Here is a 22,272-nt window from a genome sequence, read left to right as displayed (position 1 = left end):
CTTTTTGATAGCTTTAACCTCTTTTTAAAGTAGGTGGAATTTCGTTAGGATCAACAATAAGTTCAACTACAGAACAGGAGAAATAATGGAGTGCATCTTGAATAGCAGATTTAACTTCTTGGAGATTTGTACAGCGAAATGCTTTTGCTCCTAGGGATTCAGCAAACTGTTTAACATCTACTGGTGTTTCAAATACGGTTCCATCTGTTCTGCCTAAATGATGCGACATCCCTTTATTCACCATGTCTAAACATCCATTGTTGAACACGATGTATGTAATGTTTACATTTTCGTTTACTGCTGCAGAAATTTCTGCTCCATGCATCATGAAACAACCGTCACCTGTAATACAGACAACATTTTCATTTGCTGCAGCCAACTTAGCTCCAAGAGCATAACTAATGGAATGACCCATCGCTCCAAAAACATCATCAAAATAAAAAGCACTTCCCTCTGAAAGCTCAAGATGTTTTATAGCATAAAAACTATGACTACCATCATCTGCAAAAAACACCGTTTTTTTGGGGATATATTTTTGCATTTCTAGGATAGCAGCTTTGGATGTCATAAATACTCCATTTTGTTGAATGGGTTCAGTCTGCATTTGGGCACATTGATCCTCTAGTTCGACTGAGGCTGCTACTTCGGCCATAGGAACTTGTTTCAGAAAATTAGAGGGAATTCGTGACTCTTTAAGTATGTATTTTATATTTGTCCGAATGTCCCCTCGTATACCTAAAGTAGGGACTTGAATTGTTTTACCCATAAATGTTCCCTCATAATCAAAGTGAATGACCTGTTTAGGCTGCATCTTTGGAGTAAATCCAGCAAGAGACATATCAGACAACTTACTTCCTATGACAATGAGTAAGTCAATTCCTGCTAACATGTACTCATCAGCTTGTGAACTTCCACCCAAACCAAATCCTCCTAAATTTAAAGGATGGTCTGTAGGGAGAGTGCCCTTGCCCCCTGGTGTTGTTATAACAGGGAGTTGATATATTTCAACAAACTGTTTAATTTCATCGTAAGCATTACTTAAGTGAACTCCTTTTCCTAATAGTACAACAGGGAGAATGCTTTTTCGGATAAGGGGTACGACTTTATCTATATGTGGTGATAGAAGTGAAGCTTGATCCACAGCAGGTAATTCAAATGGGGTGATTTTTTCAGTTAAAACATCGAGGGGAATAGACAAGTGAACAGGTCCCATTGGTCCTTGCAGTGCTTTAGTTACAGCGTGTGATAGATGAGTATGTAATAAATCGGCTCTCTCAATCCGTGAACTGAATAGTGTAACGGGTTCAAACATTTTAGTCACATCTGTTCCAAATGCAGTCGAGTCTTGCCCTTGTGCTTTTCCCGTATTTTTCATGGATGGGTGTCCTGTAATGAAAAGTACAGGTGCATGATATGTTTTGGCCTGTGCTGCTGAAGTAAGTAAATTTGTTGCACCTGGACCACTTGTTCCAATTGCAACACCCATTGTTTTTTTTCTTAACGCATATCCTGCCGCGGCAAATCCTGCACCAGATTCATGTCTGCATAAAACAAAACGAATTCCTTGATCTTCTGCTTCTAATATAAGCGGAACAACAGCTTTCCCCGGAATACCAAATATGTGAGTAATGCCTGCTTTACGGAGATTACTAACTAAAATGGATACTATACTTTTCACCATGAGCCTCCTTTACTGCTCCTAGGGAAGATTAATGTAAATGTGGTTCCCTTTCCGAGCTTAGATAACACGTCTATTTTTGCATTATGATTGTTTAAAATACGATAAGAAATAGACAATCCAAGACCTAATCCACTATCCTTTGTTGAAAAGAAGGGATTTAAGATTTGATTAATCTCCTTATCAGCAATCCCCTTTCCTTCATCTACTACATCTATAATAACGGAGTCTTGTTTTTCTTTAACTATAATTTGAATCGTCCCGTTTTGATCCATAGCTTCAATTGCATTCTGAATGAGATTAATAAAGACTTGTTTTATTTGAGCAGAATCGATAAGCAGATTTACCTCATGATCAAGCAATTTCTCTTCAATAGCAATGTTTTTTAAAATAGCCTGGCTTCTCATTATTTTTACTGTATCTTGAATTAATGTCTGAATATCAACTAGACGAAACTCTGGACTAGAAGGTTTGGCCATCAGGACAAATTGAGATACCATTTCATTCAAAGAAGATAGTTCATCAGAAATAATATTAATGTATCTTTCATCTGCCTCGTCTTCTGTATATTTTTGTTTTAATAAATGTGTAAATCCCATGATGGAGGTTAGAGGGTTTCTGATTTCATGAGCTAGTCCAGCTGCTAATTTACCTATTGCAGAAAATTTCTCTGATAAAATAACTTGTTTTTCTAAGTTGTACTTTTCTGTAATATCTCGTATATTTGCAAATGAACCTATAAGCTCATTATTGTCATCATATATTGGTAGTGCATCCAAAAGACATATTTTTGTATTACAATGTTGCGAATCAAAATAAATTTTATGATCCTGTACAATGGTTTCATTTTCTAATACATCATATAAATACTTACCAAAAGGATCTAAATCAAAAATCGAGTTCTCTAATAAATCCTCTTTACTGCGATTAAACAATTCTTGAACAAAATGATTGATTTCAGTAATTCTGCCGTACTTATTTGTAATAATGACACCATCTCTAATCGTATTGATTGTGATGTTATGGAAAAGATTCAGCTGATCATTTTTCTTTTTTAAGAGTAGCTCTCTTTCGATAGAGTCAACGATAGATGATAGCAAGGGAATTAAATAAGGATTATGTCGATCGATAGTAGTCATAATGGATATAGTACCAGATAAAAAATGAGATTCTGAAAAATAAAAAGGAACAGAATAACATGCAGTTTGGTGCAGCGCATGATGAAAATGTCCAGATCCAACGATCTGTACAGGATGTTTTTTGTTTAATGCAACATCCACAGAGTTTGTACCCATTTCTTTATCACATAAACAAACACCGTTTGTTATTCCAATATTATTAATGATGGATTTGAAAGACACATCTCCAAACATATCTAATATATACCCTTCATCATCTGTAATCACAATCAGCATATAATTTTCTTTTAGAGGGCCAATAATTTTCATCACATAAAAACTCATAATAGATAATATTTCTTCATAAGTTGCTTTTTTCTGTTTTAGCTGTTCATTTGATAATTTTGTTTTGCTTTTTGGCATTTTATTTGGATCCATTCCTTGTTCACGACATTTATTTTTTGATTCCGTTAAGTAGTATGGTTCATTCTCCATAAAATCACCTTTGTTGTAAAAAATTTGAAAAGTACTCACTAACATATTTCAACAATCATTGATAAAATCCTTCCTTTTTAATTATAAATATTTCTTATAGGACAAAAAAATATAAAAATAAACAAAATAATACCATTTTAAAATAAGAGGGGTTTTATTCATTGCACTTGACTTTACTATTTTTTTATTTGACAATTTATGAATAACCTCTAGTACAAACGATATATAAGGAGAGAATATAAATGTCACTAAAAGTTTATGAATATTCAAGATGTGGAACATGTCGCAAAGCGATTAAATGGTTTAAAGAAAAAAATTTAGACGTTCACTTAATACCAATAGTTGAGGAACCTCCATCAGCCTCAGAAATTTCTGATTTGATTGAAACAAGTGGATTAGATATTAAAAAGTTTTTTAATACCTCTGGTCAAGTTTATAAAGAAATGAGCTTAAAGGATAAACTTCCATCTATGTCTACTGAGGAAAAAATAGATTTGTTGGCTTCTAATGGGAAATTACTTAAACGTCCCATTGTAACAGATGGTGATAAAGTAACGGTTGGTTTTAAGGAAGAAACATATGATGAAGTATGGGGCATGAAATAAATCTTATTATTGATTGGTAGGTGTTGAAGTGTTGGATGCTCAAAATCAGAATGGAAGCCATAAAAAAAACAAACAAAATCCAATGTGGTTTTTGGGTGCAATAGGAGTATTCTTATTAGGTGCAGGAAAAAATATTTTAGTTGTTTTAAAATCAGTTAAATTTGCTGGACCTTTATTATCTATGCTTATTTCTGTAGGTGCCTATGCAGTGATCTTTCCTCTTGAATTTGCAGTTGGACTCGTTTTGATGTTATTAATTCATGAGTTAGGTCATGTAATAGCAGCAAAGCAGAAAGGTTTACCTGTATCTGCACCGTTTTTTATTCCTTTTTTAGGAGCATTGATTTCTATGAAAAGAAATCCAAGAGATGCTGTGACGGAGGCTTATATAGCCATAGGTGGTCCTGTTCTAGGGACAGCAGGTGCTGTTGCTGCATTTTTAATAGGATTGAATCTGGGTGGTGAATGGGGACAGTTGCTCCTTGTTATAGCCTATGTAGGATTTTTATTAAACTTGGTAAATTTACTGCCAATACATCCTTTGGATGGTGGTCGGATTTCCACAGCTGTAACTAGGTGGTTATGGTTGGTTGGTTTAATCGGAGGGCTAATCGTCATCATTTATTTCTTGCGAAGTCCTTTGTTCTTTATTATATGGGTATTATTTGCGTGGGAGTTATTCCAAAAGTATGTGAAAAGAAAAGGAAAAGGTAAAAAACTTGAGATTGGCGCTAAGCTTGAAATACCAGTTGAAACTTTGTTACAGCAAGGTTTTATAATTCCGTCTGGTTCAGAGCAATTCAATAATATATTATCTATCATTAAAAAAGAGCTGACTTTCAGTACATACTCAATACTGGATGGACAACAAAAGCTCAAATTAATTTGGGAAGAGTTAGATTTAAAGCAAACGATAGATCTTCCAATGCAAGGAATCATTCATAAGGTAGATGTCTCTCAAATTGAAACCGTTCAAAAGGAGTCAGGGAGATTTATAAAGATTCATTGTGTCATAGATCTCGAACAATTCGAGCCAGATAATTATTATAATGTGCCTAATGCAACAAGATGGAGATATGGTTTGGCTTACGGAGCTTTAGCAGTCTTTTTAGGATACATGTTATATATGACTTCTGTAGTAGGACAACAAACATTATCTAACTTATAGAGGATGTTCAAAAAGACCGAGATAATCATTTTTTGGGAACTCTTTGAACAATTAATTAGAGAAATCGAGGATAGATATATGAGAATTACAGGATCAAATCGGCTGAATAATTTAGGATCCGCTATATTTTCTGAATTAGCTGAGTGGAAAAAAGAAGTCATAGAATCAGGGGTGAATGTGATAGACCTAGGAATAGGCAGTCCTGATCTCCCACCTTCGAAAAAAGTGATTCAGAAATTGCATAAGGCAATTGACAATCCAAATGATTATGGCTATCCAACTTCTGAAGGGAGTTTAGCCTTTAGAAAGGCCGTATCCAACTGGTATCGTTATCGTTTTAATGTGAAACTGAATGCTGAATCTGAAGTCCTGACACTTATGGGTTCACAAGATGGATTGGCTCATTTGGCAATGTCCATTTGCAATCCTGGTGATATCGTATTAGTTCCTGATCCTGGTTATCCCATATACAGTGCGAGTTTGGAATTAGCAGGGGTTAAACCATATTTGGTTCCTCTTAAAGAGGAACATGATTTTTTACCTCAGTTAGATGAAATACCTGATCATATTTTAAAACAAGCTAAGTTTATGATATTAAATTATCCTAGTAATCCAATATCTGCAGTAGCTGATCGATCATTTTTTGAAAAATGGATTAAATGGTCGAAAAAACATGAAATTGTTGCAGTTCATGATTTAGCATATTCAGAAATGGCATTTGATGGATTTAAACCAAGCAGTGTACTTGAAGTAGAAGGTGCTAAAGAAATTGCTGTCGAATTCCATTCCATGTCAAAAGCGTTTAATATGGCTGGTTGTAGGATTGGTTACCTAGTAGGTCATGCTGATGTAATAAGTGCTCTAAGAATGATCAAATCTAACATTGATTATGGTGTGTTTCTTCCTATTCAGAAAGCGGCAATTACAGCATTGGAAGAGGATATGGAAAGCGATCATTCAGTTGCTCGAGTCTATGAAAATCGTAGAAATTTGATGGTAGAAGGTTTACGTGATATAGGTTGGAATGTTAAAAAGCCTAAAGCATCCATGTTTATTTGGGCTAAAATCCCTCAAGGTTGGACTTCTCGACAAATTTCCCAGGAAATACTATTCTCTGAAGGTGTAGTTGTCATTCCAGGTGATGCTTTTGGGAAAGAAGGGGAAGGGTATGTTCGTATTGCTTTGGTGCATGAAGAGAAAGTTTTAATAGAAGCGGTTGAGAGAATTGGTCGTTTTTTTAAAGAAAATGTTTGTAAATAATGTAGGAATTTCTATCGCAATATTGGTATTCAATTCTTATGATTTTAAAATTGATTAATTCATCCTTGAATTAATACTAGCCCTTTGTCTTCTTTTTAAGGCTTGCCAATCGGTATTTTCATGTTGTTTTGTCTAAAGGACATGAACACGAATAATAATCCGTTCATTGCTAGTAGAATAACCAATAAAATAGTTAGTAATGCAACATCGGCAGCAAATACTTTAATTGCATGCCATGGAACTCCAACGCCATAAATTAATAAGGGAATAATAGCAATAGACAGTAGTAATAGAATTATTCCTGTAACGCGCAATCCCATCACATTACGAACTTTTCCTATTCTAAACTTTATTAGGAAATAGATGAACATTACAATGAATTGAATATACATAAAATGATTATTGAAACCAGTTGAATCATAGATGTAAGTGGAGTTACAGCTACTGGTTCTTCTCCATTTAATATGTTCATAATACTTTCTTTAAGGGTTGCAAGTGCTACTTCCTCTAGAAAATGGTTTTTATTAGTTAAAATTACTCCGCCCCAGCCAGTATCTGGCATAAAAAACATCTCTGACCTTGAATCAGGGGTTGAACCAGAATGCCATATCATTTTGTTTATAGAATCTGGATTTGTTATTCTTAATCCAAAACCATAATACCGATTTTCAGAGGTTTGAATAAGAGGTGATAAATATAATTTCATGTTTTGATCAGATATCAGATTGTTACTGCTTTGTTGACTTATAAATTTGATATATTTGATCATATCTTCAGCACTTGCAGATATGTATCCGTAAGGAGCTCCAGAATCATCATATGTTATTGAACTTTTTCTAGGAAATCCTATCCAAGATTGATAACCAGTTAAATATCCTTTTCTATATGCTGATTCACTGTCAGCTGCAGAATTCTGCATATCTAATGGTGCAAACACTTGTTGTTCCATGTACTCAGAAAATTTTTGATTTGTAATTTCTTCAATAAGTGCACCTAGAATTAAATAGTTTGCATCACTATATTGATATTTTTCACCTGGTAAACTGTTTATATTAACATTTGAAAGTTTTTTTACCTGATTCTTAATCGCATTGAATTCTTTAGATCCTTGATCTGCTAAAAGTAATCCTGTATAAGTACTAATCCCGCTTGTATGTGAAAGTAAATGTTTAATTGTAATTTGAGAGGATTCTTGTTTGTTTTTAAGAGTAAACTATGGAATATGCTCTTGGACTGGGTCTTCAAGCTTAACCATTCCTTCTTCAATTAACTTTATGATGCCTAAACCTGTTAAAGATTTACTTATAGATCCTATAGTAAAGGGAGTTTCGATCGATACCTTTTGATTTGTGATGATAGGATAAATATAGTAAATGAAAATAGTAGTAAAGATACTATTATATATTTTGTCAAAGGTGTTATGATTCTCATGATTTGATTTCTCTTGTTTAAGTTTATTGTGTTCTGTATTTTTATACCACTGGTAGATTGATAGCATGCTCCTATTCTTTTTTATGTATTATTTCATCTCCTTTTCATTAATTTTGAAAATAAAAGAAGCAATTATCGGTATAGATATACTATAGAATTGAATAGGAATAGTCAATATCTTCCTTGAAAAGAATATTGATCCCATTAATTGTTTTTTTTTAAAGATTCTCTCCTATATAGGTGGTATCTTCCAAACGCGTGGAGTAGAGTCTATTCATCTGATTTCTCGATGTTTAAGATTTGCTTAAACAAGTTCTGTATGTTACATATTTAATCATATCATTTGGTATTTTTTAGACAGTAACCGAGGATATTCAGCCTTCCGTTATGTAATGAATTTATGTTATTCTTATTAAATATTAGAAACCAATTCTAGTAGAAAAAAAGGAGAATAAGATGGTAGGAGATAGCAGCAAAGAAGAAAATTCTATTTTAATTATTGATAGTTTTGCTTTATTATTTCGAGGGTTTTATGCTACAGCAGTGACTGGAAACTATATGAAAACCTCTCAAGGTCTTTATACGAACGGTATTTATCAATTTACTAGATATATGTTAGATGCTATTGAGCGATTTGAACCTACTCATGTAATCTGTGCTTTTGATATGGGAGAAAAAACGTTTCGTAATGAAATGTATTCAGATTATAAAGCAAATAGAGGAGCGCCACCTGATGAATTAATCCCACAATTTGACAAGTTATGGGAATTAGTAGAGGCGTTTGAAATTCCTTGTGTTGGGAAGGTAGGTTATGAAGCAGATGATATGATCGGCTCTATAGCAAAACATTATTCTGAACAAGGGATAAATGTAAATATACTAACAGGAGATAAAGATACATTACAATTAATTAATGAAAAAACAAATGTAACACTTATGAAAAAAGGGTTTGGTAATTATTTAACGATTGGTCTTGAAAACTTTAAAGAAGAAACAGGAGTCTCTTATCCATATCAAATTATTGAAATGAAAGCTTTGATGGGGGATGCTTCTGACAATATACCAGGATGTCCAAAAGTAGGACCAAAAACTGCGATCAAATTAATAGATGAGTTCGAAAACGTAGATCAACTGTTTGCAAATATAGAACAAGTAAAAGGAAAGTTGCAAGAAAGATTAATAGAAAATAAAGAATTAATCTATTTGTCAAAGGATCTGGCAACGATTCATACTGACATTGAATTTCAATGTGATTTAGAAGAATGCAACTATCAGATAAACAAAGAGAAACTGCTTCAGAAATTAGAGGAGTTTGAATTTAGATCTCTTATTAGAAAGTTTGCAGTATAGGGAAATTATCTAAGGTTATTTTCGGAGATGTCAGCTCTCCGTAAGCTGACAACTCGATTTTCTATCTGCTCTATAGAGGGCTGATTAAAATTATGCTAGGTGCATGTGACAAACACCTGCACCAATCATCATTGGCTGTTAAGTTAGTCTTCCCTATCTTGGGATTTTTCATCATGTGTAACGTGTGCTGGTGGGTCTTGACGTGGAAGTCCGGCGTGAAGTTCTCTATTTTCATAAGTGAATCGATTGGGTGGTCGCTGATTTGCTCTCCATGGAGAGCTTTTTCCTAAGGATTCGCTTAATAAATCCATACCGTAAGCACCTTCGGGAAATTCTTCAGCGGTTAGATCATTACGCTGGGATTCCACCGTTTTTAAATCAGTAAAATCACTTCTTCTTTCTTTTTGAAATGGTTTGTTGTTTTTGTTGTTGTTTTCCATAATATAAAACCTCCTAAGGAAGGGTGTGAATGACACACTTATATTTCCCTAGGAGGTTTGTTATTAGTCTTAAATATCGGAAAAATGCACGACACCTAATATTTGATCTAGAAAGGCATAGAGTGCCTTCGCCTCATCTTCACTTAATTTATATACATATTCTAAGTAACCTTCTTCTTCTAAATCGTCAGGTCCTAGAATAGCAGTTTTACCTGATTGTAAATCTGTAACTAATTTCTTTCCATAAAAACGTCCAGTGGTTGTAATTGCTAAATCAAAGCGTCGCAAGCTTTCCTCTCCAACAAATGTAACAAAACGTGTTGTTGTTTCTTCTGTACTATCTGATAAAAAGTCAAATGTGATATCAGACATGAAATCACCTCTTTTTTGTGTATATCTCTTTACATTATAACATATTATACGAATGCTAACGGTTTAAGAATCATGAATATAAAGATGATTAATATAAGTGCTATTGCAAAATAAAACAAGAAGTTGACCTTACTTCTTATTTGAATGATATCCTGAGGGATTGTAGTTTCATTTTTATGCTTTGGATCAAATAACCATAATGCTATTTTTTTCTGTTTCGGTGCAATAAAACCAAGTAGAATCACTTGAGCAGCAACGTACAAAATCAATGAACCAAACAACCATAATTGATAAAATGAACCGTAATCACTTAAAAGTATCAGTAAAATCCCAGTTAATACTGCAGTTAATCCTCCTGTTTTAGGGAACAAAAGCAGTTTTTTTGCTGTTTTCATAGAAAAACGTAGATTCTCTATTCCTTGATTTTTCCTTAACAAAATGGGGATGAAAAAGATGGGTCCTACACCTATAACAGCCGATAATACATGTACTAATATTAATAATTCCATTTTTATTTCCTCCGTAGTGTATTTTATATGTCTTAACTCGCTGAATATTTCTAATTAACTAAATCCTAATGAAAAACAGAATGTTTTTCAATAAAAATCATATTTAAGTCCTATTGAATGCAATATGAAACTCATGTATGATATGAATTATCAATGATAAAACATGAGGAAGCACCTCTTTTACAAATTTTGTAGAAGAGGTGCTTTTTTTTTATTTCATTACTAAATAGGTTGGAAAGGAAGTATGTATATGTATGAAAAATTAGTCTACATGAATACTTTGAAAAAGGAGAACGAAGAAATTAATGCGGTTGTGATAGCTCAAGTATATGTATTTAAACTTAAATCTTCTTGGCAAATGAATTGGAAGATGATAAGTGGTGATGGGGAGATGATCAAAGATTTAACGCTTGAAAAAAAACGTTTAGTTGATATCGCAAAAACATTAAGATCAGAGCTACAACAGCATATTGAATCAGGTTACCTTCCTTTATTTTCTGATTATTATCATCATTCAGATTCACTTTCTCCAAAAAATAAAAAAACTCAACTATTATATTTTTACAGCGAGCAAATGACGAATGATGAATTGTTTGAGCAGCTGCGTGGATGGAGGAGAGAGGAGTCAGATAAATTAGACAAACCTCCCTTTATTATTGCTTCTAATCGAGTATTAAAAATGTTAAGTTCCTTTGTACCAAAAACAAAGGAAGAGCTGATGCAGATACCTGGATTTGCGTCAGCTAAAACCGAACAATATGGCGATCCCATTTTAAATATTACAAAACAATTTGAACGTTCAACTTCCTTCCCTCTTACTTGGGTTGAAAATCATATAAATATGGAGCAATTTGATGATTGGTTGTATAAAAATCAAATGATGAAAAAACAAATTTAGCTGAATTAAAAATTTGAAATAAATAGGGTAGCAAGACCAAAATATACAACCAATGAAAAAATATCATTCAATGTTGTAATCAGTGGTCCAGAAGCAATAGCAGGATCGACCTTAAACTGATATAAAATTAAAGGAATGATTGTACCAGCCAATGTACCAATAATTAGTGTTAGAAATAGGGATGAGCTTATAACAAAACTAAGTATTAGACTTCCTTGCCAAATAAAAGAGATTGCAAAAATTAATATGCCACATACAGTACCAATGATAAGACCAACACCGATTTCTCGAATTAACAATTTGAAAAAGGATGTTTTATCCATATGCTGGGTTACTAAACCTCGAACTGCAATAGCTAATGATTGAGTCCCTGTATTTCCTGTCATTCCAGCAATCATAGGCATAAAAAAAGCTAGTGCAACTACAGTTTCCAACGTGGATTGAAAGCTATAAATGACGGTACCCGATATTAATCCAACAAATAATAAAAGAACCAACCATGGAAGTCGACGAAGTGAAGCAGAAAACACTCCAGTGTTGAAATCTATAGATTTACTGCTTGCAGATAGTTTTTGAATGTCCTCATTCGCCTCGGTGATCATGACATCAATAACATCATCTACTGTAATGATACCAGCTAGTCTGTGTTCTTCGTCTACAACCGGGACGGCAATAAAGTCGTATCTTTCAATAATGGTAGCCACATGCTCTTGGTCCATTGTAATCGGTACAGAAATGACTCTGTTATACATGATATCTTGCACTGTGTCTTGAATATCAGCCAGAAGTAAATCTCTATAAGAAACTACTCCAACTAATTTTTTCTGTTCATCCAACACATATAGGTAATAAATATTTTCAGCAATCTGAGCAAATGCTTTTATTTTATCTATGGCTTCACGAACAGAATAATAACTGCGAATCCACACGAATCTATTTGTCATGATTCCCCCTGCAGTTTCAGGCGGGTATTGCATTAAATCTTGCACTGTTTTGGATTCTTCTTTTTGCATAGAAGACAAAAATTCAGCCATTTTCTCTTCCGACAGCTCATTTAACAAATCGGCAAGATCGTCATTTTCCATTAAATCCATCACTTTTGATGATTTTTCTATGCCTAGTGCTTGTAATATTTCTAATTGTAGTTCGCTTTCCAATTCTTGTATAAGGACGGCTAGATGTTTTGGAGATAAACACAGTATAAATTTTATTCTGTGTTTATCTGGTAAAGCTTTATACAATTCAGCAATATCATAAGGTTGAAGCTCATCAAATAAATGTTGAACTTCTTCTTTTTTATAGTCTTTTATATATTTAATTACTGTTAAAAGCACATTTTCCATTTGTGAATGGTTCATATGTAAATCACCTAAATTCATTAATATATATTGTAAATTGCCCCATTATGAACAATAGCATAAACAAAAATTTAAAGAAATGAAATTTAACTCAATTTAATACATTATATTTATTTTTTTTCTTCTTGACTCTAATTCTTTTTTCAATTAAAGTAATAATAATTAAATAATCGTGAAACTCTTATCAAGAGCAGGTGGAGGGACTGGCCCAATGAAACCCGGCAACCGGCAATTAATTATTGCACGGTGCTAAATCTTGCAGAAGCAATTATGTGCTTCTGAGAGATGAGAGAGGATATCATTTTATGAATGATTATAAAACCTTTCTCAGTGAGAAAGGTTTTTTTCGATAATCTGACTCTGATGAAGTTTTATGGTTAAATACTTTCATTTAAAGGAGTGAAGTTGAGATGCCTGTTAAGATTCCTGATCATCTCCCTGCAAAAGAAGTACTGAATAAAGAGAATATATTTGTGATGGATGAATCTAGAGCGTTTCATCAAGATATACGTCCATTAAGGGTGATCATGTTAAATTTAATGCCTACGAAGGAAACAACCGAAACTCAGATCCTAAGATTGCTAAGTAATACACCACTTCAAGTCGAATTTGCACTTATTCATCCAAAAACACATGAAAGTAAAAATACATCAAAAGAACATTTAAAACAATTTTATAAAACTTTTGAAGAGATTAGGCACTTGCGTTTTGACGGTATGATTATAACAGGTGCCCCTGTTGAAACGCTGGAATTTGAAGATGTGAATTATTGGGAAGAATTAAAGGACATTATGGATTGGTCTAAAGATCACGTTACTTCAACGCTACACATTTGTTGGGCTTCACAAGCAGGATTGTTCCATCACTTTGGTGTTCCTAAGTATTTACTAGAAGATAAAATATTCGGAGTATTCCAACATCAAACGAATGTACAGAATGTAAAATTATTCAGAGGGTTTGATGAAATATTTAATGCACCTCAATCTAGACATACAGAGGTCCGCAGAGAAGACATTGAAAAACATGAAAATTTGGAAGTCTTATCTGAATCTGAGGAAGCAGGAGTTTATATCGTTGCTACTAAAGATGGAAAACAGATCTTTGTGACTGGCCATGCCGAATATGATTCAGAAACTTTAAAATGGGAGTACGATCGAGATATTAATAAAGGGATGCAGTGTGCCGTTCCTAAAAACTATTTTCCAAAAGATGATCCAGAACGAAAACCTTATAATACATGGAGAGCACATGGAAGCTTGCTCTTCTCAAATTGGTTGAATTATTATGTATATCAAGAAACAACCTTTGATTGGGTTATTTAAAAAGGAGGAAACTTATTATGAGAATAGAAAGTCGATTAGCTCAAATAGGGTCGCAAGCTGACCCTAAAACAGGAGCTGTCAATTATCCAATATATCATGCAACGGCTTTTAGGCATCCTAAATTAGGTGAAAGCACTGGTTTTGACTATGCAAGAACCAAAAGTCCTACCCGTACCATCTTAGAAGATGCAATTGCTGAATTAGAAAGCGGAGATGCAGGGTTTGCTTGCAGTTCAGGTATGGCTGCACTTCAGACAATATTTGCTTTGTTTTCACAAGGAGATCACTTGATTGTTTCATTAGATCTTTATGGTGGAACTTATAGATTATTAGAGCAAACCATGTCACGATTCGGAGTTATCTCAAGTTATGTTGACACAAATGATATCGAAGAGATGGAGAAGTTAATCACTCCAAATACAAAAGCGATTTTAATTGAAACGCCAACCAATCCATTAATGATGGTGACAGATCTTGAAAAAGTAAGCAGATGGGCTAAAACTAAAAACTTGCTAACGATCGTAGATAACACTTTGCTTTCACCTTATTTTCAACGGCCAATTGAATTAGGTGCAGACATTATTATACATAGTGCCTCTAAATATCTAGGTGGTCACAATGATGTAATAGCGGGATTAATTGTTACTAAAGGTGAAGAATTGTCGGAGAAGATGTTTGAATTACACAACTCCATCGGGGCTATTCTAGGTCCTCAGGATTGTTGGTTGTTGATGAGAGGGATGAAAACACTTGCTTTACGTATGGAAAGACATCAAGAAAATGCAACGAAAATAGCGGAGTATTTGCTTGAGCATCCAATGGTTGACGAGGTATTTTATCCAGCATTACCTTCACACCCTGGTCATGAAGTACAAAACAAACAATCCTCAGGCAACACCGGTATTTTTTCATTTAAAATGAAGGACGCTCGAACTATAGAACCTATTTTACGCCATATTAAAATTATTGCTTTTGCTGAAAGCTTAGGAGGAGTTGAATCATTAATGACATATCCTTCTGTTCAGACGCATGCAGATATTCCGAAGGAAATACGAGAAAAAGTCGGTGTAGATGATCGTTTGCTGCGTTATTCTGTTGGGATAGAACATGTTGAAGATTTAATAACGGATCTATCTCAAGCTTTTGAAAAAGCACGTATAGAGCTTGAAGGGAGATAATTTAGATGTCTGATAATAACCACAATAATCAAAGTAAAAAGTTTGCCACTAAGGTTATTCATTTTGGCGGAGAAATTGACAAACAAACAGGTGCATCTAGTGTACCTCTATATCAGGCCTCTACCTTTCATCATTTTTCTCTAGAGGATCTTCCTGATTATGATTATACGAGATCTGGAAATCCGACTCGTCAAATGTTAGAGGATTATATCGCTACTTTAGAAGATGGAATTAGAGGATTTGCTTTTGCATCAGGAATGGCAGCAATCTCATCTGCATTCATGCTTTTATCCAGTGGGGATCACGTCATTGTTACAGAGGATGTTTATGGTGGAACTTATCGTTTGCTAACAAGCATATTAAACCGAATGAATATTGAAACTACATTTGTAGATATGACTCAATTTGAGCAAGTAAAAGGCGCTTTAAAAGCCAACACAAAAGCTGTCTTTATGGAAACACCATCGAATCCTACTTTAAAGATTACAGACATTGGGCAAATTACGGATTGGGCTAAAGACCATAATTTGCTTACGATGGTAGACAATACGTTTATGACCCCATATCACCAACGTCCAATTGAATTAGGGGTGGATATTGTATTACATAGTGCAACTAAATTTTTAGGTGGACACAGTGATGTAGTTGCAGGTTTAGCGGTGGTTGCGACTGATGAGTTAGGAACAAAGATGAAACAAATTCAAAACGGTTTGGGTAATATTCTAGGTGTTCATGATTCTTGGCTGTTAATGAGAGGAATGAAAACATTACAGGCAAGAATGGAGCATTCTGAAAAGGGAGCTATCCGATTAGCAGAGTGGTTGTCAAACCATCCAAAAATAAAGAAAGTGTATTATCCGGGGTTAGAGAATCATCCGGGTAAAGAAATACATGAAAAGCAATCACGTGGTTACGGTGCAGTCGTATCCTTTGATGTTGAGTCTGGTACTGAAGCAAAAGGATTATTGTCTAGAGTGAAAATACCTCTAGTTGCGGTGAGTTTAGGAGCAGTGGAAAGTATATTGTCTTACCCAGCTATGATGTCACATGCCGCAATGCCTAGAGAAGTGCGTCTGGAACGTGGGATAACAGATGGAACATTACGTTATTCAGTAGGTTTGGAAGACATAGAGGATATTATTCAGGATTTAGAACAAGCACTTTATTGATAAATTAATCACGATTGAACATTCCGTAAAACTTCCTCTTCTACAAGAGGAAGTAGCGGAATGCAATCATCCACAATATGGTTTACATCTGAGTTCAGGTCACAATCTGTTTGTCATTAACTGCTACATCCTAAATTTCACTCATTTGCAATCACTTCGATTGATCATTCTGAAATCAATTCATCCACGAACTGGTAATTTCTGTTCTAGTACATCCATGTTTTTTATTTTTCTTTTTGTAATTTCAATAATTCATCTAATTTCTTAACAATTTCATTATTTGACTGTTCCATATGGTGAAAAAAATGTCTTTTTTGATTCATTAATTTAAGCTGTCCAATCAGATAAAAAACAAGTAGTGGATAAACAAAGATGAGGAAAAAAATGTCCATATTAAAAACGCTCCTACTCCATTATTTAAATAATAAGGAGAATTATACTAAAAATGAAAACAAAAAACTAGCATACAGTCATTCACAAGACTGCAAACTAGCTAATCAATTTTCCTTGTTTGAAATATATTATTAACTTTAGATACTGAGCGATTACTATTACTCCGTAACAAATTCTTTCTTCATTTTGTTATCTTTTCCTCTTTTCCAAATTGTAATGGATTTCTTTTTATCTCGTTTAATACGTCCATTTCCTACGCTAAGAGCCACAAATATACCTAGAGCAATAATACTCAAGCCTGTAAGAAATACAAAAGAAAATGATTGTGACCATGCCGTTTTAATCGCAAGTATGACCCCATTTAATGTTTCTTCTGGAATTGGAAATAATTCTTTAAGTTCATCAGGAGTTGCAATTAATATTCCGAACAATTGATTAGGTTCATCACCTATAGCAGTTAAAGTGGAAGTGACGTTGGAGTCTGTTTGCTGGCTCGTAACTTCCGTCATTCTGTCCCTCAACGTGTTATTCATCACAACATTAAATATTGTGACTCCAATGGTACCTCCAATAGATCTGAAAAATGTAGAGGCAGATGTTACAGCACCAAGTTTATCCCTTGGAAAAGCATTTTGAACAGCAATCATCAATGTTGGCATAACTAGCCCCATTCCAAATCCCATAATCATCATAAAACCATATGCTGTCTGCATAGTTGATTCCAATCCCATCGTGCTCATTAGGAAAAAACCAATACTTGTGATAATCATTCCTATAGTAAGGTTTGTTCTATATTGTATTCGTAACAACAATCTTCCACCTATGACACTGGCCACAATTAATGAAATCATCATCGGTGTCATTGTAGACCCAGCCTGTGTTGGTGATACGCCTAAGATGGCTTGCATAAACATCGGAACAAACATAATTGCGCCAAACATACCTAAACCTAATAGGAATCCTAGTCCGTTCGTTGCTGCAAAAACTCTATTTTTAAACAGACTAAGGTCCAGAATCGGCTCATCTGTTTTTCGCTCAATGAAAATGAAAAAAGTTAATAATAATAAAGAAATTCCAAAGATAAGATAACTAAAGAGGGACTGCCAAGCAAATTTATCTCCTCCAAATGTTAATCCAAGTAATAATAAAGTAAGTGCCGGGATTAATGTCATAATGCCAAAGAAATCAATATTTAATTCTTTACGTTTTATAAAACCAAATAAAATAAATATGATGAGTGGGATCCCAAATAACAAATAACTTTCTATTGAAATCCATTTAAAAGTGTCACCGCCAAGAATTAATCCGATTATAAACATGATACCAGCAGTAACTAAAGAGATTTTGCTTAATCGTCCTATAGATAATTTTTTTGATTGTTTTATCATTTCATTTTTCATACCTATAAAAATTAATGCAGCAGATAATATACCAAAAGGAACATTAATTAAAAAGATCCAATGCCAGCTGATTGTATCAACAAAAAAACCACCAACCAAAGGACCTATGACCGAACTTAAACCAAAAATGGCCCCAAAAACACCTTGCCACTTCGCACGTTGTTCAGCCGTAAATATATCTCCAACAATGGTTTGAGATAATGGCATAATCATTCCCCCACCTATTCCTTGTATACCCCGAAAAATGATTAGCTGCTCCATCGTAGTTGCGGTTGCACATAATGCAGAACCTAAGATGAAAATAAACATTCCAGTTAAGTATAAATAACGTCTGCCAAATAAATCAGATATTTTTCCAACGATTGGTATAACGGCTGTAGATGTAATTAAATAAGCCGTGGTTACCCATGCAAAAATCTCAAAGCCATTTAACTCTCCAATAATGGTTGGCATGGCTGTTCCAACTACTGTTTGTTCAAGAGCGCTAAAAAACATACCAATCATAAGGCCTAAAAGAACAATTTTTGTATTAATTTGTTTTTCTTGTACCATCTTAAGTCTTCTCCTTCTGTAAATCATATTTGTAATGACTGATAAGTCATATTATAATAAAACCAATAAGTCATAATAATTAATGACCACGTAGACACATTATATATAAAACCTAGTGACAGGTCAATTGGAAAACAAATATAATAAAACTAACTTATTTTTTTATAAAAGGATGTTTTTTATGAATGAAAAGAAAAAGAACATTATGGAATCAGCGATGATCTTAATTTCTCAAAAAGGGTATCACGCAACATCTATGAAAGAGATTGCTGATCATATTGGAATGGCTAAAGGTTCTATATACAATTATTTTGATTCTAAGGAAGATTTGATGATATCGCTGCTTCGATATTACTTTGATCCCATGTATGAAAAAGTTGAAAAAGTACGGGAAAATGAATGCAATCTTTCACCAAAGGAAATGTTTACAAGACAAATGATGGTTCAAATTGAACAGCAGTCAAAATACAAAGAATTTATTAAAATGATTATGAGAGAGCAGGTTTCTCAGATTAATGATGAAATTAAAGAATTTATGTTTAAAATTAGAGCAAAAACTATAAATTGGGCTACGAATCATGTTATTGAGATTTATGGTGACAACATTAAGAAATACGCTTATGATCTTGCAACGATATTAATTGGCATGATGAGAGAATTTATGATATACATCATTATTGATAAAAAGAATATTGAAATAGAGCGTCTTCCTAACCTTTTAATTTCTGTATTAGATCAAGCCGTAGACAGTTTTAAAGCTAATGATCATGTTCCTTTTCTATCTGAAGATATTATGGAAAACTATATTCATATGGAAAAAGAATTGAAAAAAGCTGCAATAATAAAAATCAAAAGTATTATAAACGAAATCAAATTACACACTTCAAAGCTTGATTTAAATATGAATTTAAAGGCAAAAGTTAGTTCTTCCTTGGAAGCTATTACTGAGGAGATAGAGCAAGAAGATCCTCGTTTGGTTGTTATAGAAGGATTAATGTTATATTTGCACAATACTGGAGTTTCTGAATTAGAAGACTTTTTAAAGGAAATAAATTCAGCGTTAATTTCTTTAAATTAATCTTTTCCAAATCAACCAAAACGTTCTTCTTTCGAAAATAATGACGCCCTATATATTTTGTGATATATTTTGTAGATAGGGGAGTGAACGTTATGAGTCAAATAGATCAAATTTTAAATAAAGCATTATCAGGTGAGAGGTTAACACTAGAGGATGGTGTGACTTTATTTGAATCCGATGAAATAGAAAAAATTGGACAAGCAGCGAATAAAAAAATGCTTCAATTTCATCCAGATCCAATCACTACTTTTGTCATTGGTAGAAATATAAACTATACAAATTTTTGCGATGTGTATTGTAAGTTTTGTGCTTTTTACCGACCACCTGGTCATGAGGATGGTTATGTACTTCCAAACGAAACGATCTTTCAAAAAATACAAGAAACCATAGACGTTGGTGGTACAGAGGTTTTGATGCAGGGCGGAGTAAATCCAGACCTTCCTTTTGATTATTATTTAAATTTATTACGAGAAATTAAACAAAGGTTTAAAATCCATATGCATTCACTTTCAACTGTTGAAGTTCGAAAAATGCATGAGATGTCAGGGTTACCTTACGAAGAAGTGCTTAGAAAGTTAAATGAAGCAGGTTTGGACTCCCTTCCTGGAGCAGGTGCAGAAATGCTGATTGATCGTATCCGCAACAAGGTAAGTCGGTTAAAAGGTTCTTGGCGTGAATGGATGGATATTCATCAAGCTGCCCATATGGTAGGTATGAATACTACAGGAACTATGGTTATTGGTTTTGGAGAAACAATGGAAGAACGTGTGCTGCATATGCTTAGAATTAGAGATGCACAGGATGATTGTATTCAAAATAAATGGGATTCAGCTGGATTTTTAGCGTTTATCATTTGGACGTTCCAACCGGAAAATACGAATTATAAACAAGAGAAAGCAACACCTGAGGATTATTTGAAAACATTAGCGATTAGTCGTTTAATGATTGACAACATACCGAACTTCCAAGCATCTTGGGTAACACTTGGTGCAGAAATCGGTAAAAAATCACTTGAATACGGCTGTAATGATTTTGGCAGTACAATGATGGAAGAAAATGTGGTATCTGCTGCAGGTACAACACATAAGGTGAACATTGAGACTATCTTAAAGTTAATTCGTGAAGCAGGTAAAGTTCCTGCACAAAGAAATACAGCTTATGAAACTTTACGTGTATTTAATGAAGGATCAAATATAGAAAAAGATTTTATTATGCAGAATTAGAATACATCAAATTTAAATTAAGATGCACCTCAATTGTTAGGCGAAAGGCCTAACCGTTGGAGGTGTATTTTTTAATTCTATAATATGATTTACAATAAATTATCTTTGTGGTTTATGTAAGGGTATTTATTGGTATTCCTTTTTTCGTATATCTGCTTTAGCTGAAACATATACTTTAGATGGCGGTTATTCGTGTGAAAGGAGTGTGAATATGAATCTAATTACAATTAGTATGGATCATTTTTCTGAAGAGGAAATTCGACAATGTTTATCAATGTTGCAATCAAACATCACCTTTCTACATAAAAAAAATAAACTTAAAAAACAAGTTTTTAAAATGAATAAAAATGATAGCAACCTAATCTGTACTGGAGTTCTACCACAATTTCAACTAACTAAACATGCAGCTTTGTTATATCAATCTGTAAGCAAAACATTTTCCGAATTCATTTTAACACACTTACAAAATAAGTTGATTCACAATTTGATTAAAAAGGAGCATCCTCATTTTAATCAAATTGAAATCTCAAGATTAAGTGAATATTGTACTGAGTTATTAAATGAACCATCACAATCATCCAATTTTATTCAAAAAAAACAACAAAAAATAGAAAAATTATTTTATCAATATGTAGAAAATAATACGTGGATTAATTTAGATGGTTTTATTCGGTTCAGACTCCAATTTTATCTTCAAGAACTTAATGAAGTGGTTGAATATGCCATTGAAGAGTATATTAGTGATCAACAATATAAAGATTTTATGACTTTATTAAAAACATTTGTATCCTCACAAGAACACAAAATACCAACAGTTCATATTATTCATAATGGAGAAAACGATTTTTTAGTTCTTGATGAGCAGTTAAAATGCATCGATGTGGATGGCAGCGCGGATTCAAATGATGGAATTCAAGATAAAAATTTTGATGATCTTATCATTACGAAATTAGTATCTATTTCACCTCAAAAAATAATCATTCATACTCGAAAGCCTGAGATGCAAGTGATTCACGTTATTCAACAAATTTTTGAAAAGCGGACTTTTATTTGCAAATACTGCAATGTCTGTGAAAAGATACTTTCTAACTACAGAAAAGCTGAAAAATGAGATGAGTTAGCCAAAATAACACTTGACAAAAAGAATGGCTCTAATATAATACAATTATAAAAGTTAAAAGTTAAAAGTTAAAAGTTAAAAGTTAAAAGTTAAATACATTTAAAAATAAAAGCAATGATCAAAGACACGAATCACATTTTAGAACTGATCAGAGA

20 protein-coding genes, 1 pseudogene and 1 riboswitch are annotated in these 22,272 nt (G+C 33.4%); of the genes and pseudogenes, 11 read left to right on the top strand and 10 right to left on the bottom strand.

All coding sequences use genetic code 11. From position 1 onward, the window contains the following. Positions 1-13: 13 nt before the first annotated feature. Positions 14-1,681, bottom strand: coding sequence for a thiamine pyrophosphate-binding protein (locus tag Q5Y73_RS13875; RefSeq protein WP_305992511.1), 1,668 nt, complete (start codon positions 1,679-1,681; stop codon positions 14-16). After that, on the bottom strand, positions 1,675-3,291 hold the full coding sequence (locus Q5Y73_RS13870; protein WP_305992510.1) for an ATP-binding protein: 1,617 nt from the start codon (positions 3,289-3,291) through the stop codon (positions 1,675-1,677). The genes Q5Y73_RS13875 and Q5Y73_RS13870 overlap by 7 nt, the downstream gene beginning before the upstream one ends. 242 nt (positions 3,292-3,533) lie before the next feature. On the opposite strand from Q5Y73_RS13870, the gene Q5Y73_RS13865 reads away from it, so the two are divergent. The 3 genes from Q5Y73_RS13865 to Q5Y73_RS13855 all read left to right on the top strand — a co-directional run bounded on the left by Q5Y73_RS13865 (position 3,534) and on the right by Q5Y73_RS13855 (position 6,324). Beyond that, the gene (locus tag Q5Y73_RS13865; RefSeq protein WP_305992509.1) at positions 3,534-3,896 is read left to right on the top strand and encodes an arsenate reductase family protein; all 363 of its coding nucleotides are present in this window, start codon (positions 3,534-3,536) and stop codon (positions 3,894-3,896) included. An 82-nt stretch (positions 3,897-3,978) separates the two neighbouring features. Continuing rightward, complete coding sequence (locus tag Q5Y73_RS13860; protein ID WP_305992577.1) at positions 3,979-5,064, top strand: site-2 protease family protein; 1,086 nt, start codon at positions 3,979-3,981, stop codon at positions 5,062-5,064. A 78-nt stretch (positions 5,065-5,142) separates the two neighbouring features. Next, on the top strand, positions 5,143-6,324 hold the full coding sequence (locus Q5Y73_RS13855) for an aminotransferase class I/II-fold pyridoxal phosphate-dependent enzyme (protein WP_305992508.1): 1,182 nt from the start codon (positions 5,143-5,145) through the stop codon (positions 6,322-6,324). 95 nt (positions 6,325-6,419) lie between these two features. Here Q5Y73_RS13855 and Q5Y73_RS13850 read toward each other — a convergent pair whose 3' ends face one another. Together Q5Y73_RS13850 and Q5Y73_RS13845 are read right to left on the bottom strand one after the other, a co-directional pair. Beyond that, complete coding sequence (locus tag Q5Y73_RS13850) at positions 6,420-6,647, bottom strand: hypothetical protein (protein ID WP_305992507.1); 228 nt, start codon at positions 6,645-6,647, stop codon at positions 6,420-6,422. A 47-nt stretch (positions 6,648-6,694) separates the two neighbouring features. Continuing rightward, positions 6,695-7,822, bottom strand: a pseudogene (locus tag Q5Y73_RS13845) (serine hydrolase domain-containing protein). 389 nt (positions 7,823-8,211) lie between these two features. On the opposite strand from Q5Y73_RS13845, the gene Q5Y73_RS13840 reads away from it, so the two are divergent. After that, entirely contained in the window at positions 8,212-9,105 is an 894-nt protein-coding gene (locus tag Q5Y73_RS13840; RefSeq protein ID WP_305992506.1) for a 5'-3' exonuclease, read from the top strand. A 143-nt stretch (positions 9,106-9,248) separates the two neighbouring features. Here the strand turns inward: Q5Y73_RS13840 and Q5Y73_RS13835 are convergent, their stop codons facing one another. From Q5Y73_RS13835 to Q5Y73_RS13825, 3 genes are all read right to left on the bottom strand, one after another. Beyond that, positions 9,249-9,545, bottom strand: a complete 297-nt coding sequence (locus tag Q5Y73_RS13835; protein WP_305992505.1) for a hypothetical protein — start codon at positions 9,543-9,545, stop codon at positions 9,249-9,251. A 69-nt stretch (positions 9,546-9,614) separates the two neighbouring features. Further along, positions 9,615-9,917, bottom strand: coding sequence for a DUF3055 domain-containing protein (locus Q5Y73_RS13830; protein ID WP_305992504.1), 303 nt, complete (start codon positions 9,915-9,917; stop codon positions 9,615-9,617). A gap of 44 nt (positions 9,918-9,961) precedes the next feature. After that, positions 9,962-10,426 (bottom strand): DUF2269 family protein, encoded by a 465-nt coding sequence (locus tag Q5Y73_RS13825; RefSeq protein WP_305992503.1) that lies wholly within the window; start codon positions 10,424-10,426, stop codon positions 9,962-9,964. A gap of 250 nt (positions 10,427-10,676) precedes the next feature. On the opposite strand from Q5Y73_RS13825, the gene Q5Y73_RS13820 reads away from it, so the two are divergent. Continuing rightward, entirely contained in the window at positions 10,677-11,324 is a 648-nt protein-coding gene (locus Q5Y73_RS13820; protein ID WP_305992502.1) for an HRDC domain-containing protein, read from the top strand. Between the two features lie 5 nt (positions 11,325-11,329). Here the strand turns inward: Q5Y73_RS13820 and mgtE are convergent, their stop codons facing one another. Beyond that, positions 11,330-12,682, bottom strand: coding sequence for a magnesium transporter (gene mgtE, locus Q5Y73_RS13815; RefSeq protein ID WP_305992501.1), 1,353 nt, complete (start codon positions 12,680-12,682; stop codon positions 11,330-11,332). A 178-nt stretch (positions 12,683-12,860) separates the two neighbouring features. After that, positions 12,861-12,974, top strand: a riboswitch (SAM riboswitch). A 118-nt stretch (positions 12,975-13,092) separates the two neighbouring features. Here mgtE and metA point away from each other — a divergent pair. The 3 genes from metA to Q5Y73_RS13800 are packed head-to-tail and all read left to right on the top strand — an operon-like array spanning position 13,093 to position 16,351. Continuing rightward, entirely contained in the window at positions 13,093-14,004 is a 912-nt protein-coding gene (gene metA / locus Q5Y73_RS13810; RefSeq protein ID WP_305992500.1) for a homoserine O-acetyltransferase MetA, read from the top strand. A 17-nt stretch (positions 14,005-14,021) separates the two neighbouring features. Next, a complete protein-coding gene (locus Q5Y73_RS13805) occupies positions 14,022-15,182 on the top strand; it encodes an aminotransferase class I/II-fold pyridoxal phosphate-dependent enzyme (RefSeq protein ID WP_305992499.1) in 1,161 nt (386 codons plus the stop codon). A 5-nt stretch (positions 15,183-15,187) separates the two neighbouring features. Continuing rightward, a complete protein-coding gene (locus tag Q5Y73_RS13800; protein WP_305992498.1) occupies positions 15,188-16,351 on the top strand; it encodes a trans-sulfuration enzyme family protein in 1,164 nt (387 codons plus the stop codon). 224 nt (positions 16,352-16,575) lie between these two features. Here Q5Y73_RS13800 and Q5Y73_RS13795 read toward each other — a convergent pair whose 3' ends face one another. Then, positions 16,576-16,743, bottom strand: coding sequence for a hypothetical protein (locus Q5Y73_RS13795; RefSeq protein ID WP_305992497.1), 168 nt, complete (start codon positions 16,741-16,743; stop codon positions 16,576-16,578). Between the two features lie 159 nt (positions 16,744-16,902). Continuing rightward, on the bottom strand, positions 16,903-18,696 hold the full coding sequence (locus Q5Y73_RS13790) for an MDR family MFS transporter (RefSeq protein ID WP_305992496.1): 1,794 nt from the start codon (positions 18,694-18,696) through the stop codon (positions 16,903-16,905). A 181-nt stretch (positions 18,697-18,877) separates the two neighbouring features. Here Q5Y73_RS13790 and Q5Y73_RS13785 point away from each other — a divergent pair, with 181 nt between their 5' ends. The 3 genes from Q5Y73_RS13785 (at position 18,878) to ytxC (ending at position 22,108) form a co-directional block, all read left to right on the top strand. Further along, complete coding sequence (locus Q5Y73_RS13785; RefSeq protein ID WP_305992495.1) at positions 18,878-19,774, top strand: TetR/AcrR family transcriptional regulator; 897 nt, start codon at positions 18,878-18,880, stop codon at positions 19,772-19,774. Positions 19,775-19,866: 92 nt separating this feature from the next. Continuing rightward, positions 19,867-20,997: a cyclic dehypoxanthinyl futalosine synthase gene (gene mqnC / locus Q5Y73_RS13780; RefSeq protein WP_305992494.1), complete on the top strand. Its 1,131-nt coding sequence runs from the start codon at positions 19,867-19,869 to the stop codon at positions 20,995-20,997. A 211-nt stretch (positions 20,998-21,208) separates the two neighbouring features. Further along, positions 21,209-22,108, top strand: coding sequence for a putative sporulation protein YtxC (ytxC, locus tag Q5Y73_RS13775; protein ID WP_305992493.1), 900 nt, complete (start codon positions 21,209-21,211; stop codon positions 22,106-22,108). Positions 22,109-22,272: the final 164 nt, after the last annotated feature.

The sequence above is a fragment of the Chengkuizengella axinellae genome (assembly GCF_030730905.1).
Taxonomy (GTDB): Bacteria; Bacillota; Bacilli; order Paenibacillales; family KCTC-33759; genus Chengkuizengella; species Chengkuizengella axinellae.
Note: the sequence above shows the minus strand (reverse complement) of the source record. Positions and strands in the feature narration are given on the sequence as shown.